14 protein-coding genes and 1 pseudogene are annotated in these 15,918 nt (G+C 68.5%); 10 read left to right on the forward strand and 5 right to left on the reverse strand.

Annotated elements, in window-relative coordinates; all coding sequences use genetic code 11:
- Positions 1-224 (forward strand): annotated as a pseudogene (gene tuf, locus ACIQ1T_RS05145) (elongation factor Tu); the annotation flags it as partial.
- A gap of 182 nt (positions 225-406) precedes the next feature.
- Positions 407-1,417 carry an NAD(P)/FAD-dependent oxidoreductase gene (locus ACIQ1T_RS05150; protein WP_395943463.1) on the forward strand — a complete coding sequence of 337 codons (1,011 nt, stop codon included), beginning with the start codon at positions 407-409 and terminating at the stop codon, positions 1,415-1,417.
- Here ACIQ1T_RS05150 and ACIQ1T_RS05155 read toward each other — a convergent pair.
- Entirely contained in the window at positions 1,414-2,151 is a 738-nt protein-coding gene (locus ACIQ1T_RS05155) for a TonB family protein (protein ID WP_395943464.1), read from the reverse strand. The genes ACIQ1T_RS05150 and ACIQ1T_RS05155 overlap by 4 nt on opposite strands.
- A 188-nt stretch (positions 2,152-2,339) precedes the next feature.
- Between ACIQ1T_RS05155 and ACIQ1T_RS05160 the strand changes: the two genes are divergently transcribed.
- The gene (locus ACIQ1T_RS05160; protein ID WP_395943465.1) at positions 2,340-3,137 is read left to right on the forward strand and encodes a transglycosylase SLT domain-containing protein; all 798 of its coding nucleotides are present in this window, start codon (positions 2,340-2,342) and stop codon (positions 3,135-3,137) included.
- An 88-nt stretch (positions 3,138-3,225) separates the two neighbouring features.
- Positions 3,226-4,368, forward strand: coding sequence for a DUF2336 domain-containing protein (locus ACIQ1T_RS05165; RefSeq protein ID WP_395943466.1), 1,143 nt, complete (start codon positions 3,226-3,228; stop codon positions 4,366-4,368).
- Between the two features lie 76 nt (positions 4,369-4,444).
- Here the strand turns inward: ACIQ1T_RS05165 and ACIQ1T_RS05170 are convergent, their stop codons facing one another.
- The 3 genes from ACIQ1T_RS05170 to ACIQ1T_RS05180 all read right to left on the reverse strand — a co-directional run bounded on the left by ACIQ1T_RS05170 (position 4,445) and on the right by ACIQ1T_RS05180 (position 6,940).
- Positions 4,445-4,921, reverse strand: a complete 477-nt coding sequence (locus ACIQ1T_RS05170; protein WP_395943467.1) for an Hpt domain-containing protein — start codon at positions 4,919-4,921, stop codon at positions 4,445-4,447.
- A gap of 70 nt (positions 4,922-4,991) precedes the next feature.
- Entirely contained in the window at positions 4,992-5,771 is a 780-nt protein-coding gene (locus tag ACIQ1T_RS05175) for an NAD kinase (protein WP_395943468.1), read from the reverse strand.
- A 32-nt stretch (positions 5,772-5,803) separates the two neighbouring features.
- Positions 5,804-6,940, reverse strand: a complete 1,137-nt coding sequence (locus ACIQ1T_RS05180) for a DUF2336 domain-containing protein (RefSeq protein ID WP_395943469.1) — start codon at positions 6,938-6,940, stop codon at positions 5,804-5,806.
- A gap of 189 nt (positions 6,941-7,129) precedes the next feature.
- Here ACIQ1T_RS05180 and ACIQ1T_RS05185 point away from each other — a divergent pair, with 189 nt between their 5' ends.
- The 4 genes from ACIQ1T_RS05185 (at position 7,130) to ACIQ1T_RS05200 (ending at position 13,077) form a co-directional block, all read left to right on the forward strand.
- The gene (locus tag ACIQ1T_RS05185; protein ID WP_395943470.1) at positions 7,130-7,894 is read left to right on the forward strand and encodes a class II aldolase/adducin family protein; all 765 of its coding nucleotides are present in this window, start codon (positions 7,130-7,132) and stop codon (positions 7,892-7,894) included.
- On the forward strand, positions 7,840-8,661 hold the full coding sequence (locus ACIQ1T_RS05190) for a hypothetical protein (protein WP_395943471.1): 822 nt from the start codon (positions 7,840-7,842) through the stop codon (positions 8,659-8,661). The genes ACIQ1T_RS05185 and ACIQ1T_RS05190 overlap by 55 nt, the downstream gene beginning before the upstream one ends.
- A 109-nt stretch (positions 8,662-8,770) precedes the next feature.
- Entirely contained in the window at positions 8,771-9,871 is a 1,101-nt protein-coding gene (locus tag ACIQ1T_RS05195) for an efflux RND transporter periplasmic adaptor subunit (protein ID WP_395943472.1), read from the forward strand.
- Entirely contained in the window at positions 9,871-13,077 is a 3,207-nt protein-coding gene (locus tag ACIQ1T_RS05200) for an efflux RND transporter permease subunit (protein WP_395943794.1), read from the forward strand. Before ACIQ1T_RS05195 ends, ACIQ1T_RS05200 begins: the two co-directional genes overlap by 1 nt.
- A gap of 4 nt (positions 13,078-13,081) precedes the next feature.
- On the opposite strand, the gene ACIQ1T_RS05205 is transcribed toward ACIQ1T_RS05200, so the two are convergent.
- Positions 13,082-13,597 carry a c-type cytochrome gene (locus ACIQ1T_RS05205; RefSeq protein ID WP_395943473.1) on the reverse strand — a complete coding sequence of 172 codons (516 nt, stop codon included), beginning with the start codon at positions 13,595-13,597 and terminating at the stop codon, positions 13,082-13,084.
- Between the two features lie 155 nt (positions 13,598-13,752).
- Between ACIQ1T_RS05205 and ACIQ1T_RS05210 the strand changes: the two genes are divergently transcribed.
- Together ACIQ1T_RS05210 and ACIQ1T_RS05215 are read left to right on the forward strand one after the other, a co-directional pair.
- Positions 13,753-14,034 carry a ferrous iron transport protein A gene (locus ACIQ1T_RS05210; protein ID WP_395943474.1) on the forward strand — a complete coding sequence of 94 codons (282 nt, stop codon included), beginning with the start codon at positions 13,753-13,755 and terminating at the stop codon, positions 14,032-14,034.
- On the forward strand, positions 14,034-15,902 hold the full coding sequence (locus ACIQ1T_RS05215) for a ferrous iron transporter B (protein WP_395943475.1): 1,869 nt from the start codon (positions 14,034-14,036) through the stop codon (positions 15,900-15,902). Before ACIQ1T_RS05210 ends, ACIQ1T_RS05215 begins: the two co-directional genes overlap by 1 nt.
- Positions 15,903-15,918 lie beyond the last annotated feature (16 nt).

Raw genomic sequence — 15,918 nt, forward strand, 5'->3', positions numbered from 1 at the left:
CCCCGTTCTTCACCAACTATCGTCCGCAGTTCTACTTCCGCACGACGGACGTGACCGGCATCGTCCACCTGAAGGAAGGCGTCGAGATGATCATGCCCGGCGACAACGCCGAGTTGAGCGTCGAACTGATCACGCCGATCGCCATGGACCAGGGCCTGCGCTTCGCCATCCGTGAAGGCGGCCGCACCGTCGGCGCCGGCGTCGTCGCCAAGATCATCGAGTAATCGAGGATCAACCGGCCTCAAGTGGCGAGCCTCCACGAGGCGCGCCCAGGCCGAGAGACACAGTAGCCTAACAGAGCGGCCCCCGGAGCGATCCGGGGGCCGTTTTGCATTTGGCGGTAGGACGAAAGGTCCGGTTTGTCCGGCTTGCATTCCGGACGGCGGAGGTCGATCTGGAGGCCGTGATGTCTTCCCCAACCCTCGTGATCGTGGGCGCCGGCGTGCTGGGCCTTTGTGCGGCGTTCGAGCTGAGACAGCGCGGCCATGCCGTGACCGTGGTCGATCCCGGCGAAGCCAACGCCTCGCGTGTGGCGGCGGGCATGGTGGCGCCCGCCATGGAGGCCGCGATCGACGACGTCTCGTCCGACAAGGCCGCCCTGTTCCGCGCCGGTCGGGACCTGTGGCCGGCCTTCGCCACGGCGTCCGGCGTGGCCCTGGCGCGTCGTCCGGCGGAATGGCGCGGCGGCGACGCGAAGGCCATCGCGGCCCGGCTTGAGGCCCTGGGCTTCCAGGCCCGGCGCGACGGAGACCGGGTGATCACCGAAGAGGATTATCAGATCGAGCCGGAACAGGCCTTGGCGGCCCTGCGAAATGCGCTGGGCGAGGCGGTCGTGTCGGCGCGGGTGACGGGGCTGGCGGTCAGCGCCGGCGGCTGGTGCGTCGACCTGGACGGCGGCGTGCTGGAGGCGTCGGCGGTCGTGCTGGCGACCGGGGCGGCCGGGCCGGTCGAGGGGGCGCCCGAGGCGACAAGGCGGCTTATCGCAGACATCCAACCCATCCGGGGCCAGATCGGCGTCGTGGCGCGCGAGCTGACGCCTCACGTGGTGCGCGGGCCGGGTGCCTATGTGGCGCCGATGACCGGTGGAGCCGTGATCGGGGCGACGATGGAGCCGGGACGGCGCGACACCGCGCCGGACGCGGCCGTCGGCGACCGCCTGGTCGAGGCGGCATGGCGGGTGTTGGGGCGCGAGGCCAAGCCGCTGGAGATCGAATGGCGGGCGGGCGTCCGCGGCGCTTCGGCCGACGGTCTGCCCTTGGCCGGGCGGGCCCCGGACGGGCGTGGGCTGTTCCTCGCCCTGGCTCCGCGTCGCAACGGCTGGCTGCTGGGGCCGCTGGTCGGCGCCGTGGTCGCCGATGCGATCGAGGGGCGGACGCCGTCGCCGAACGCCCGCGCCCTCGATCCACGGCGCTTCTAGTCCGCCATGGCGAAGCGGACGGTGAAGTTGACCGTCGCCCCGTCGACCGGGCGGCCGTCGACGGTGCGCGGGTTCATGCGGAAGTCCTTGGCCAGGCCCATGGCTGCTCGACCGAAGCCCTGGCCGTTCGGCGTCTCGCCGGCGACGCGGCAGGCGGTCAGGCCGCCGTCGATCCGCACCGTGCAGGACAGGCTGGCCGCACCGGACACGCCGTTCTCGGCCGCGCGGTTCGGATAGGCGCGCGCCATCTGCGCGGCTGAAGGACGGCTGGCCCAGGTCGGATTGTTGATGACCGAGACTGCCCGGACCGGCGGGGTTTCCGTCGTGGCCGTGCCGCCCTCGACGCCGGTCGGGGCTGTGCTGACGACGATCTGGCCGGGCGGCGCCGTCTCGGCCGTCTTGTCCGGCGGCGTCAGGGCCACGGTCTCGACCGTCGGCGGGGCCTTGAGAATTGGGTCATGGATCGGCGTTGGCGGGGCGGCCGCTTCCTTTTGAGGAAGAGGTTTCGGTTTTGGCCGCTCGAAGACCAGAACATCTATTGGATCCTCGATGACGGTCGTCCCCTCCGACGCCGCCAGCTGGAAGCGCTGATTGTAGAGCACCACACCGGCCCCGACGTGAGCCAGGACGGACAGGCCGATGGCCGCCCACATCCAGCGCGGCAAGGGCTTCTTGCGTTCCCCGAAGTCGATGGGGTTGATAGCGCCGGGGCCCCCGGCGGCACGGATCATCATGACTGCACTCCCTCGTTCACCGCCCCCGCAGCGCCCGTAACAGAAAGTGAGCGCTCAGGTTGTGGCGGCTTTACGGCGAGGTTTCAGCCTGCGATCAAGGTCGCCGTTAACCCCGACTAGCGTGGCGGTTAACGGCGTCGTTAACGATTAAGGGTTGATTAACCACGTTCGGCGACCCTCCGCTTGTCATGGGCATCAGAGCGATTCCATCAGCAGGCGGGGTAGAGGCGGCCATCCGGCGCGCCTCTAGCGCCGTGGGCGTCGACTACGACTTCCTGATCAAGACGGCGCGGCGCGAGAGCGCGATGAATCCCTCGGCCAAGGCGCCCACCTCATCGGCGGCGGGCCTGTTCCAGTTCATCGAACAGACCTGGCTGTCGACGGTCAAGCAGCATGGATCCCAGCATGGCTATGGCCAGTACGCCGACCTGATTCATCGCGGGTCGGACGGGCGCTGGCGGGTTGACGGATCGGCGCGCAACGTCGTGCTGGACCTGAGGTTCGATCCGCAAGCGGCCTCGACCATGGCGGCGGAACTGACGGCGTCGAACGCCGCCTATCTGCGCGGGCGCACCGGCAAGGAGCCCGGGGCAGGGGACCTGTACGCCGCCCACTTCCTGGGGCCGGCCGGCGCGGCGAACCTGATGAACGCCATGGACCGCAATCCGAACGGCAGCGCCGCAGCCCTGTTCCCCGACGCGGCGCGGGCCAATCGCAGCATCTTCTATCGGAACGGTCGCGCAGCGACGGTGGCCGAGGTCCACGCCAATCTGCAGCGCACGGCGGGCGAGGGCGCGCCGGCGGCCGGGGTGGGCGACGCGCGCCTGCCCGTCCAGGACCTGAGCGATCGCGACCAGATGCTGGCGGCGCGGATGGACCGTTTGAAGCAGGACCAGGGTCTGCTGGCCCTGCTGCTGGGGCAGGACGGGTCGGGCGGCGGCGGGTTCGGCGGCGCCTTTTCGCCGACCGGCAAGGAATCGACCTGAAACCGTCGCGCCGGCGCGATGGTAAACCCGACGTTAAGCATGGCAGGCTCATCGTGTCGGACACGCCCGATTCCCTGACGAGCCGTCCATGACCGCCTATCGCGCCCGACTGACAGAAGTGGACATCCAGCGCCTGATCAAGGCGACGGATGACGACGAGCGCGCCGACGCCGCCCACAAGCTGTGCCGCAACATGGATCGGGCTGAGCTGGACGAACGCGACCGCGAGGCGGCGCAGAAGATCCTTCGACTTCTGGCCAATGACGCGGCCGAACTGGTGCGGCGCGCCATGGCCGTCACCCTGAAGGCGTCGGACCTGATTCCCAACGACGTGGCGCGCAAGCTGGCGGCCGACGTCGACAGCATCGCCCTTCCGATCCTCGGCGCCTCGCCGGTGTTCAGCGACGAGGACCTGATCGAGATCGTGCGCGCCGGTTCGGCTGTGCGCCAGGTCGCCGTCGCCGGCCGCCCCCGCGTGTCGCGCGACGTGGCGACCGTGCTGGCGGATGAGGGTTGCGAACAGGCCGTGCGGACCCTGGCCGCCAATGACAACGCCGACCTGTCCGAACACGCCCTGGGCGTGGTCGTCGACCGGTTCCCGGACTCGGGCGAAGTGACTGCGGCAGTGGCCTATCGCCAGGTCCTGCCGCTGCAGGTGACCGAACGCCTGATCCGGCTGGCCAGCGAGTCCGTGCGCGAGCACCTGGTCGCCCGCCACGCCGTGGCGCCCGAGACCGCGATCCGCCTGGCCCAATATGCGCGCGAGCGCGCGACGGTGGATCTGGTGGACCAGGCTGCATCCAGCGCCGACCTGGGCGCCTTCATGGCCCAGCTGAACCTGCGCAAGGCGCTGAACGCCTCGCTGTTGTTGCGGGGTCTGGCGCGCGGTCAGATGGCGATGTTCGAACACGGGCTGGCCGAGCTGGCCAGTACGCCGCACCAGCGCGCCTGGCTGATGATCCATGACGCCGGTCCGCTGGGGCTTAAGGCCATCTATGATCGGGCCGGCCTGCCGCCGCGCCTGTTCCAGGCCTTCCGCGCCGGGGTCGACACCTGGCGCGCCCTGTCCGCCGAGGGCGTGGACACGGCCGGGGAAGCCTTCCGCCAGAGGATGCTGGAGCGGTTCCTGACCCAGAGGCCGAACGTGCTGCGCGACGACCTGGCCTATCTGATGGAGCGACTGGATCATGCGCCGCTCCGCCCGGCGCCTCTGGCCGCCAACGCGGCCTGATCGCAAGACGGACGGCCACGAAAAAGGCCCGCCGGAGACGGCGGGCCTTTTGCATTCCAGGAGGTCGGGCGGGGCCTCAGCGCGCCTTGTGCTCGGCGACCTTGGCTTCCAGGGTCTCGGCCAGGATACGACCGGTCGGATGTTCGTCGGTCTTGATCTGGTCGCGGACCACGGCGCGGATGGCGTCGATATGGGCGTCGACTACGACAAGCGGGGCCTCCAGACGTCGGGCGGCGTCGTCCAACAGCTTGCACAGAGAGCCGGCGATCCGCGTCACCAGCGGATATTCGTAGGTGGTGCCCAGGCCCTTCAGGTCGTGGGCGCGGAAATAGAGGGCCTCGGCCGTCTCGGTCGTGTAGCCCTTTTCCCGGATGTCGGCCTGGGCCTTGTCCAACTTGACGATCTCGTCGTTCAGCCATTGGCCGAACTGGGCCGACATGGCCTTCAGCGCCTCTTCGGCCTTGGCGATGGCGTCGGCGTTGATGCCGAAGCCGCCGCCGACCTTCATGCGAAGGCCGTTGGTCGGACGAATGACTTGCGCCGGGTTGCTCATGGCGGGCTCCATAGAATTTGGGCGGAGCTTAGCGGGACGCCCTTAAGAAGCCGTATAGGGTTTGCGGCCTTCAGTTGGCGAACTGTTCGGCGATGACCCGTTCGTCGAACGAGCGGCCGGCGTCGAACAGCATGGTCAGGGCGACGTCGCGACGTTCGCGCACCTCGACCCGCGCCACGCGCCGCACCTCGAAATTGTCGGCGGTGGCCGAGACGGGGCGCTTGTCGGCCTCCAGCACGTCGAAGCGCACCTTGGCGCCGTGTGACAGCAGGGCGCCGCGCCAGCGCCGCGGGCGGAAGGCGCTGATCGGCGTCAGGGCCAGGATACGGGCGTCCAGCGGGATGATCGGGCCGTGGGCCGACAGGTTGTAGGCGGTCGATCCCGCCGGGGTGGCGACCAGGCAGCCGTCGCAGGACAGTTCGTCCAGTCGGACCCGGTCGTCGACGGTGATCTTCAGCTTGGCGCTCTGGCGGGTCTGGCGCAGCAGCGAGACCTCGTTGATGGCCAGGCCGGTGTGGACTTCTCCGGCCTCGGTCCAGGCGTCCATCTGCAGGGGGTGGATGACGGTGCGTTCGGCGGCGACGATGCGGCCGATCAGATCGTCCTCATCATAGTCGTTCATCAGGAAGCCGACCGAACCTCGGTTCATGCCGTAGACCGGCGTGCGCCGCCGCATATTGCCATGCAGGGTTTCCAGCATCTGCCCGTCGCCGCCCAGAGCGACGATGACGTCGGCCTCTTCCTCGGGCACGGCGCCATAGCGGGCGATCAGCGACTGGCGCGCGGCCTGGGCCTCGGGGCGGTCGCTGGCGACGAAAGCCAGGGCGGGATCGGACGGGGTCTGGTTCACGGGCGAACGTGAGCCTCAGCTTGACGGCGAAGTCAAACCGTCGCGGGCTTTTCCATCATCTGACGGAAGGCGCGAGCGGCCGAGGAGCTGTTCATCGGCGTCGCGGTCCAGCCGCCGTCGGCGGGCAGGCCGGTCGTCAGCTTGCGCAGTTCCACCAGCAGCGACGGGAAGACGGCCTTGTCCACGCCCACGGCGGTGCAGGCCAGATAGAGGGGTTCGGCCGTCGGGGCGTGAATGGCGGCGCGGACCTGGGCCGGGGTGAAGCCGCCCAACTGACCCAGGGCCTGTTCGAACAGGCCCAGACGCTGTTCGCGCAGGGCGCGGATCAGAATGCCGGGGCGAAGCTGACCGGCCGATTGCAGCTTGTCGACCAGACGGCGCTCCATCTCCTGGCGTTCGCGGTCCTCGGTCTTGCGGCCCGTGATCGGCAGGGAGCGCCAGGCGGCGTTGCGCGAGGCGGAAGCGGCGGCGTCCTGGACGGCGGCGTTCAGCAACCTGTCGTCGATGCGGAAACGCTCGCCGATCGACTGGCGCAGCGCCTGGCCGACCCATTGATACAATTCCTGGGCCAAGGTCTCGCTGAGGCGCGGGTGGCGGGTCAGGGGCGCGCGCAGCCCGGCGATGCGGCGTGAATGTTCGACCAGCCGGTTCATCGCCGTCTCGCTGATGTCGGCGGTGCGATTGGACGCCAGGGCGGTCATGGCGATCGGCTCGGCGCGATCCAGTATGGCGTCGACGACGCCGCCGGACAGATGAGGGCGGCGGGCGACCGCGATCTGATGCTCCAGCGTAGTTTCGACCAGAACGCGGAGCAGGGCGGCGTCCTGCAGCAGGGGGCTGGCGGCGATCACCGGAGCGGCGATCTCGATTTCGTCCAGGGCCAGCATGTTGATCAGGGCGGGCGGCGCCCAGTCGACGCCGGCGAGGCGTTCGGACAACTGCTGGCGGATCTCGCGTTCGGCCTGGGCGGCCAAGGTCAGGAAGATCTCGCTGAGCGCCGGGGCCAGGGCGGTGGCCGGCGGCGCGGCCTCGCAAAGGGCGATGACGCCCATCAGCAGGCGCTGGCGGTCGTCCGGCGTCTTGCTGCGGGCAAGATCGATCAGGTCGGGGGCTGGGGCGCGGTCGCCCCGGACTTGGGTCGACGTCCTCAGTTGAACAACAGCGGACACGGCGGCTCCCGAGCGGGCGATTGGGTCAGCGTGACTGTGCAACCCGGGTCATGAAGACGCGGTTAATGAAGTCTGAAGCGCGTCGGTTAACGTGGGGACCGTCTGCAATCTGGACGCTTGACGGGACGATGAGCCGGGAGGACGGTCAGGGAAAGCCCATCAGAGGCTGTGCATAGGCAGGAGGAACCCATGGCCGACGGAGCCAGCCCCGCATTGAAATCCCGCGTGTCCGACGCCGAATGGCAGGTGCGCGTCGAACTGGCCGCCCTTTATCGGCTGGTGGCGCTGAACGGGTGGGACGACATGATCTTCACCCATATTTCGGCCCGCGTGCCGGGGCCCGAACATCATTTCCTGATCAATCCCTACGGCTTCTATTTCGACGAGATCACCGCCTCTTCGCTGGTGAAGGTCGATCTGGAGGGCAATGTCGTCCAGGAAACGACCAGTTTCATCAATCCGGCCGGCTTCACCATCCATTCGGCCGTGCATGCCGCACGGGACGATGCGAAGTTCGTCATTCACCTGCATACGGTGAACGGCGTGGGTGTCGCCGCCCAGCAGCACGGATTGCTGCCGATCAGCCAGAACGCGTGTTTACTGCAGCATCAGGTTGCGTATCATGGGTATGAGGGGTTGGCCCTGAACCATGACGAACGCGAACGTCTGGTGGCCGACCTGGGGGACAAACCGCTCATGCTGCTGAGAAATCACGGCACGCTGGCGGTCGGGGAAACGGCGGCGCAGGCATGGATCGGGATATTCTTCCTGGAGAGGGCCTGCGCGCAGCAGGTGGCCGCCCTGTCGGGCGGGCGCGAACATGTGCTGATCGCGCCGGACGAAGCCCAGTCCGAGACCAAGGAACAGGGCCGGGGCATCGGCTTCATCTCATCTTTGGCTTGGCCGGGCGCGCTGCGTCAGCTGGATCGGAAGTCGCCGGGCTACGACGCCTGACGTCCGCCGGGGCCGTCCTGGCCCTGGCGACCCTGATCGTCGGCCAGGCAGGGGGCGCCTGCGCCGGCGCCTGGACCCAGCCCAAGGGGCAGGGGCAGGCGATCGTCAAGTATGAGGAGATGCGCGCCGACACAGGACTGGATCCTTCCGGCGAGGAACGACCCTTGCCGGCCGCACGGCGGGATTCCGCCCTGGGCCTGTTCGCCGAATACGGAATGACGGATCGGCTGACCCTGCAGTTGAAGGCCGACTGGCAGGACGGAGAGGACGCCTTTGTCGACTATCGCGGACGGGGCCCGGTCGAGGTGGGCGTGACCTGGCAGGTCTGGCGCGACGACCGCAACGCCGTCAGCCTGTACGGCGGCTATTCGCGGGCTGGCGAGGGGCGCAACGCCGGCTATGCCGCGCCTGGCGAGGGCGAGCATGATTGGGAAGCCCGCATCTCCGCCGGCCGGTCGTTGGGCGCGCGCTGGGGCGTGGACCGTTCATTTGTAGAGTTGCAGGCCGCAAGGCGCGTCCGCGACGTTCTGCCGAACGAGACCCGTGTCGACGCCACGGTCGGAGGACGGGTCGGCGGCGAATGGCTGCTGCTCGGCCAGGCCTTCGGCGGCGCGGCGGACGGGGGCGCGCGCTGGCTGTCGCTGGAGACCTCGGTGGTGCGGGATTTCGGCGGCTGGAGCCTTCAGGCAGGATGGCGACAAACGGTCGCGGGACGCGAAACGCCCATAGCCCGCGGCCCGATACTGGCGATCTGGCGTCGATTTTGACGCGATTTCCGCGACGGAAACCGTCATATGCCGCGTTACTAATACGTAATGTTGCGCGCGGGCCTTAAGCCGTTATTGCGTGCGGCGTCCCCAATTCGAGAGACTCCGCGTGATCAAACGCCACTTTTTCCTTGTCGCCGCAGCCGTTCTGCTGGGGCTGATGGTCCTTGCTGCGGTGCTGAAGATCGCCTTCGCCGAGGACAAGGTCGTCGGCGCGCCGGGCGCGGGGCGTCGCGGCGGGCAGGAGGTATCGCAGGCGATCGTGTCCCAGCACCAGTTTTCCGACCAGATCCGCGTCCTGGGCGTGGCGCGCGGCCAGCGCTCGGTCAACATCACCTCGTCGACGACGGAACTGATCACCCGCGTGCTGTTCGCCGACGGCCAGATGGTTTCCGCCGGCGCGCCCCTGGTCGAATTGCAGGCGCGCGAAGAGGACGCCGCCATCATCGAGGCCCGCGCCAACGTCAGCCAGGCGCAGCGGGAATATGATCGCTACAAGGCGCTGGCCGATCGGGGCGTGGCGCCTCAGGTTCTGCTGGAACAGTCGGAAACGGCGCTGGAGACGGCGCGGGCCTCGCTGGAGGCGGCGCAGGCGCGTCGCGGCGACCGGGTCATCCGTGCGCCCTTCGCCGGCACCCTGGGTCTGACCACGGTGACGCCCGGCACCCTGATCAATCCAGGCGCAGTGATCGCGACCCTGGATGACACCTCGACCATTCGCGTCGACTTCCCCCTGCCGGAGCGGTACCTGAATGTGCTGCGGGCGGGGGCGCCGATCACGGCGACGGCCGACGCCTATGGCGATGCACCGTTCCAGGGGCGCATCGCCCTGATCGACACCCGCGTCAACGAGACCACCCGCGCCGCCACGGCTCGGGCCGAGTTCCCCAATCCGGGCGGCCGTATCCGCCCCGGCATGCTGTTGCGCGTCGCGGTTCAGCAGGGGCAGCGCCAGGCGCCGGCCGCGCCCGAGGCTGCAGTCCAGTACGAAGGCGCGGGCGCCTTCGTCTATCGCATAGCCGCCGGCGCCGAGGGCTCGACCGCCCAGCGGGTCGAGGTCGTCACCGGGGCCGTCGAGAACGGGTTCGTGGAAATCTTGTCAGGGGTCGAGACGGGCGACCGTATCGTCGGTTCGGGCCTGAACCGCATCCAGCCGGGCGCGCCGGTCAGCGTCGCAGGCGCCCAGCGCCAGCAGGCTGCCGCCAAATGATGCTGTCCGATGTCTCGGTCCGGCGCCCGGTCTTCGCGGCCGTCGCCGCCATCGTCCTGTGCGTGATCGGCGCCGCCGCCTTCTTCTTCCTGCCTGTGCGCGAACTGCCGGATGTCGACCCTCCGATCGTGTCGGTGAACACCACCTATGCAGGGGCGTCCGCCGAGGTCATCGAAAGCCGGATCACCGAGCCGATCGAACAGCAGATCGCCGGCATCCAGGGTGTCGAGCGGATCAATTCGACCAGCCGCGACGGTCGGTCGAACGTCAACATCGAGTTCTCGCTGGATCGCAACATCGACGACGCCGCCAATGACGTGCGCGATCGCGTCAGCCGCGTGGTCGGGCGGCTGCCGGACCAGGCCGATCCGCCGGAAGTGGCCAAGGCCGACTCCGACAGCCAGCCGATCATCATCGTCTTCCTGCGCTCCAACAGCATGAACCGGCTGCAGCTGACCGACTACGCCGACCGCTATCTGGTCGACCGGATGGCGACCGTGCCCGGCGTGGCCCAGGTCAACATCTATGGCGAGCAGCGCTACTCGATGCGCATCTGGCTGGATTCTTCGGCCCTGGCCGCGCGTGGGCTGACCGTCACCGACGTCGAGACCGCCCTGAACAACCAGAACGTCGAACTGCCGGCCGGTTCTCTGGAATCGACGGACAAGGACTATACCGTCCGCGTGGCCCGCACCTATGCGCGACCCGAGGACTTCCGTCAGCTGCCCATCGGGACGCGCGGTTCGGCCTCGGCCTCCGCAGCGGTCGCCACGGGCTCGGGCAGCGGCTCGGCGGCCATCATCCAGGGGCAGCCGACCTATGTGACCCGACTGGGCGACATCGCCCGCGTCGAGGAGGCGCCGGAAGAGGACCGTCGCCTGTTCCGCGGCAACAGCATGGACCAGATCGGTCTGGCCGTGACCCGTCAGGCCCAGTCGAACGATCTGGCCATCTCGGACGGCGTCCACAAGATGATCGACGAGATACGTCCCAGCCTTCCGCCCGGCGTGACGCTGGAGATCGGCTCTGACAATTCGGTTTTCACCTCGCACGCCATCGACGAGGTCTGGATCACCATCGGCATTTCCATGGCCCTGGTCGCCTTGGTCAACTTCATCTTCCTGGGCAGTCTGCGGGCGGCGCTGATCCCGTCCATCGTGGCGCCCATCTGTCTGCTGGCGACCTTCATCGTCCTGGCCCCCCTGGGCTTCTCGCTGAACCTGCTGACCCTGCTGGCCCTGGTTCTGGCCATCGGCCTGGTCGTCGACGACGCCATCGTGGTGGTCGAGAACATCCAGCGCCGTCTGGACCATGGCGAGCCGCCGCTGGTCGCCGCCGAACGCGGCGCGCGTCAGGTTTTCTTCGCCGTCGTGGCCACCACCATCGTGTTGCTGTCGGTGTTCGCGCCCTTGCTGTTCCTGCCCGGCTATGTGGGGCGGCTGTTCGTCGAACTGGCGGCGGCCATCGCGGCGGCCGTGGCCTTCTCCGCCTTCCTGGCCCTGAGTCTGTCGCCGATGCTGGCGTCCAAGATCCTGAAGCCCGCTCACGGCGGCGGCTGGGTCGCGCGGCGGGTCGACTGGGCTATGGACCGGTTGAAGAACTCCTACGCCCGGTCGCTGGACATGCTGCTGGGGCGGCGCATCGCCGTCTTCGGCGTCGGCGCCCTGATCGCCCTGGTGGCGGCGGGCGCGGGGGGCATCTTCCTGGTCCTGCCCAATGAGCTGGTGCCGGACGAGGACCGCGGGCGTGTCCAGGTCCGCGTGGCCGGTCCGGAGGGCGCCGGCTTCGACTATACCCGCAAGATCATGATGGGACTGGAGCCGGTCCTGGCCGAGTACAAGGCCAGCGGCGAGGCCGCCTCCTATCTGATCTCGTCGCCCGGATTCGGCGGCGGCAGTTTCAACTCCGGCAACGGCGTCCTGAATCTGGCCGACTGGTCCTTGCGTGACCGTTCGGCCGCCGAGATCGCCCAGGAACTGAACGGCAAGCTGCGCGGCCAGACCGACGCCCAGGTCAACGCCTCGACGCCGGGCGCCTTCCAACGCGGCGGCGGCAATTCCAACTCGGTCGAGCTGATCGCCACCGGCACGGACTACCAGCAGATCTACAACTGGCTGCAGCCCCTGCTGACGGCGGCGCAGGCCAATCCGGGCTTCTCGCGTCCACGCCTGAACTACGAACCCAATTCGCCGCGCCTGCTGGTCGATGTGGATCCGCAGAAGGCGGCGGCTCTGGGCGTCTCGTCCCAGTCGATCGGCCGGACCCTGGAGACCATGTTCGGATCGCGCACCGCCACCACCTATATCAAGGGCGGGCAGGAATATGACGTCATCCTGCAGACCGATCGCGACAACCGTCGCGAGGTCGCGGATCTGGAGGCCCTGTATGTCGCCACCGGCGCTGGTCAGCTGGTGCCTCTGTCGGCGGTCGTCACCACCAAGACCACGGGCGACACGCCGGACCGGCGTCGCCTGGATCGGCAACGCGCGATCTCGCTGCAGGCCGACCTGAACCCCGGCATGACCATCGACGATGCGGTGCAGTTCCTGTCCGCCGAGGCCGCCAAACAGCCCCAGGGCGGGGTGGTCACCCAGTGGGGCGGCGCGGCGCGCGACCAGCAGGAGGCCGGCGGCGCGGTGCTGGCGGCCTTCGGCCTGGCCCTGTTGCTGGTCTTCCTGGTGCTGGCCGCTCAGTTCGAGAGCTGGATCACCCCGGCGGTGATCATGCTGACGGTGCCTCTTGCGGCGGCGGGCGGCCTGTTCGGCCTGCTGATGGCGGGGTCCAGCCTGAACATCTACAGCCAGATCGGTCTGATCATCCTGATCGGGGTGGCCGCGAAGAACGGCATCCTGATCGTCGAATTCGCCAACCAGCTGCGCGACCAGGGCCGATCGATCCGCGAGGCCATAGTGGAATCCTCGTCGCTGCGCCTGCGGCCGATCATCATGACCTCGATCGCCACCGCCTTCGGCGCCCTGCCTCTGGTGTTGTGGCACGGGGCAGGGGCGGGCAGCCGCCAGACCATCGGGGTGGTGATCTTCACCGGCGCAATCTTCGCCACGGTGCTGACCCTGTTTGTGGTGCCTGTGATCTACGGCGTCCTGGCGCGCTTCACCAAGTCGCCGGAATGGACCGCCCGCAAGATCGAGGAGTGGGAGGCCCAGGAACTGCGCGACGGCGGCGAGAAGCCGATCCCCGAGGACTGACGGATCAGGAGGCGGGCGGCGTCGGGGCCTCGGTTTCCGGCGTGTAGCCCGTCTCCACCTTCAGGAAGGCGATGACGTCGCGGCGGTCCGTGGCGTCGGGCAGGCCAGGGAAGGTCATCTTGTTGCCGGGCAGGAAGGTGCGCGGGTTCTGCAACCAGTGGTCCAGCTTCTCGGCGTCCCAGGTGAAGGTCGCCGTGCGCATGGCGTTGGAGTAGTTGTAGCGCGGTCGATCCCCCGCCTTGCGCCCGAACACGCCGTAAAGATTCGGCCCAGCCATGTCCGGCCCGCCTTCGCCTATGGTGTGGCACGAGCGGCAGCGGGCGAAGGCGCGGCGGCCGTTGTCCAGGTCGCCGGCGTTGTAAGGGGCGGGCAGGGACGCCAGCAGACCGGCCTTTTCGGCATCGGACAGGACGCGCGCCGGCTTTGCTGGGGCCGCCGGGGCGTCGGACGCCGTGTTCGGATCCTGGCCACAGGCGGCGAGCGCCAGCAGAAGAGGGGCGGCGACGGCGATGCGGGTCATGGGGCGGCTCCGAGTTTGCGGCGTCCATAACCCAATCGCCGCACGCGGCAATTGGTCAAGCTGTCCTGCTGGACGTAGGGGGCTCGCGCCTGATAATCACTGTCAATGAAACGCGGAGCCGCCGGGGGGCGACGTCCGCCCGTGCGAGCGTAGAATTGACCGACACCATAAAGCTGAGCCAGGCCCGACGCGGCGATCGCGGCGTCATCGTCCAGGTGGGCGCCCATTGTCATCACCAGGGGGAGGCGGTCGAGCTGGAACGCCGCCTGCTGGAACTGGGCTTCGTCGAAGGCGCCCAGGTCGAACTGCTGCATGAGGGCCTGTTCGGCCGCGATCCCATAGCCATGAAGGTGGACGACATGCGGGTGGCCCTGCGTCGCCACGAGGCCGCCAGTCTGACGATCAGGCTGGACGACGCCCGGCCGGAGGCCGGCTGATGGACGTCGCCCTGAAGACCGCCCGCGTCGCCCTGGTCGGCAATCCCAACAGCGGCAAGACCGCCCTGTTCAACGCCCTGACCGGCGCTCACCAGAAGGTCGCCAACTACGCCGGCGTCACGGTGGAGCGGAAGGAGGGGCTGATCCGCGCCGTCTCCGGCCGGACCATGTCGGTGCTGGACCTGCCCGGCACCTATTCGCTGCGCGCCCGCAGCCCGGACGAGGAAGTCACGCGCGACGCCGTCCTGGGCCGTCTGGCCGGAGAGACGCCGCCGGACGTGGTGGTCTGTGTCGCCGACGCCACCAACCTGCGTCTGGTCCTGCGCCTGATCCTGGAGCTGAAGGCCGTTGGCCGGCCCATGGTGCTGGCGCTGAACATGTACGACATTGCCCAGCGCCAGGGCCTGCGCATCGACCTGGAGAAACTGGGCGCCGAACTGGGCGTGCCGATCATCACCACGGTCGCCACCCGCAAGCGCGGGATCGACGATCTGGTCGCCGCCGTGGAGGCTCAGGTCGACGTCGCCGCCACCCAGGAGAATCAGTGGCGTAGTCCCGACGCCGCCGAATTGCGCACCGCCGCCCGTGAGGCCGAGCGGATCATGAAGGCCTGCGTGCGTCCGCCCGAGCGGCCGGACACCCTGACGGGCCGGATCGATTCCGTGCTGCTGCATCCGGCCGGCGGCATGCTCATCCTGATGGCCATCCTGTTCGTCATGTTCCAGGCGGTGTTCAGCTGGGCCGCGCCCCTGATGGACGGGATCGAGGGCGGCATCGGCTGGATCGGCGGCCTGGTCGCCTCGGTGATCCCGGACGGCCTGTTGCAGAGCCTGATCGTCGATGGCGTCATCTCGGGCGTGGGCAGCGTCCTGGTCTTCCTGCCGCAGATCCTGATCCTGTTCCTGTTCATCATCGCCCTGGAAGACTTCGGCTACATGGCCCGGGCGGCCTTCCTGATGGACAAGATCATGGGTGGGGCGGGGCTGCACGGTCGGGCCTTCATTCCCTTGCTGTCCAGCTTCGCTTGCGCCATTCCCGGGGTGATGGCGGCGCGGGTGATCGATTCCAAGCGCGACCGTATGACCACCATCCTGGTCGCCCCCCTGATGACCTGCTCGGCGCGGATTCCGGTCTATACGCTGATCATCGCCGCCTTCATTCCCAACGAGACGGTGTGGGGCTTCGCCAATCTGCAGGGTCTGGTCATGTTCGGCCTCTATGCGGCCGGCATCGTCAGCGCCCTGATCGTGTCGCTGCTGATCCGCAAGGTCTTCTGGCGCGGCGCGGTCGAGCCCTTCATGATGGAACTGCCGACCTACAAGGTTCCGGACCTGAAGAGCGTCGGCTTCAACCTGTGGCTCCGGGCCAGGATCTTCCTGAACCGGGCCGGTCGGATCATCCTGCCGCTGGTGATCATCCTGTGGGTGCTGGCCACCTTCCCCTATCCGCCCGAGAACGCGACCCTGCCGGACATAGACTATTCGTTCGCCGGCATGATCGGTCGGGCGCTGGAGCCGATCTTCGCCCCCATCGGCTTCAACTGGCAGATGGTCATCGCCCTAATCCCCGGCATGGCGGCGCGCGAGGTGGCGGTGGCCGCCCTGGGCACCACCTACGCCATCGCCGACGCCGAGAACGCGACGGGCCTGCTGGCCTCGACCCTGTCGGCGCAGTGGTCGCTGGCCACGGCCCTGTCCTTCCTGGCCTGGTACATCTTCGCGCCCCAGTGCGTGGCGACCCTGGGCGTGGTGAGGCGCGAGACCAACTCGCTGAAATGGACCTGGATCATGATCGGCTACATGTTCGGTCTGGCCTATCTGGCGTCCTTTGTGACCTATCATGTGGCGGTTGCGCTCGGAGGCGGCTAAGCGGGAACGGTTGTTG

Source organism: Brevundimonas sp. (genome assembly GCF_044336875.1).
Classification (GTDB): domain Bacteria; phylum Pseudomonadota; class Alphaproteobacteria; order Caulobacterales; family Caulobacteraceae; genus Brevundimonas.

Bases quoted from the DNA above. Each gene is read 5' to 3' on its own strand.
- ACIQ1T_RS05150 (WP_395943463.1), top strand. From the start codon at position 407: ATGTCTTCCCCAACCCTCGTGATCGTGGGCGCCGGCGTGCTGGGCCTT.
- ACIQ1T_RS05155 (WP_395943464.1), bottom strand. From the start codon at position 2,151: ATGATGATCCGTGCCGCCGGGGGCCCCGGCGCTATCAACCCCATCGAC.
- ACIQ1T_RS05160 (WP_395943465.1), top strand. From the start codon at position 2,340: ATGGGCATCAGAGCGATTCCATCAGCAGGCGGGGTAGAGGCGGCCATC.
- ACIQ1T_RS05165 (WP_395943466.1), top strand. From the start codon at position 3,226: ATGACCGCCTATCGCGCCCGACTGACAGAAGTGGACATCCAGCGCCTG.
- ACIQ1T_RS05170 (WP_395943467.1), bottom strand. From the start codon at position 4,921: ATGAGCAACCCGGCGCAAGTCATTCGTCCGACCAACGGCCTTCGCATG.
- ACIQ1T_RS05185 (WP_395943470.1), top strand. From the start codon at position 7,130: ATGGCCGACGGAGCCAGCCCCGCATTGAAATCCCGCGTGTCCGACGCC.
- ACIQ1T_RS05200 (WP_395943794.1), top strand. From the start codon at position 9,871: ATGCTGTCCGATGTCTCGGTCCGGCGCCCGGTCTTCGCGGCCGTCGCC.
- ACIQ1T_RS05205 (WP_395943473.1), bottom strand. From the start codon at position 13,597: ATGACCCGCATCGCCGTCGCCGCCCCTCTTCTGCTGGCGCTCGCCGCC.
- ACIQ1T_RS05215 (WP_395943475.1), top strand. From the start codon at position 14,034: ATGGACGTCGCCCTGAAGACCGCCCGCGTCGCCCTGGTCGGCAATCCC.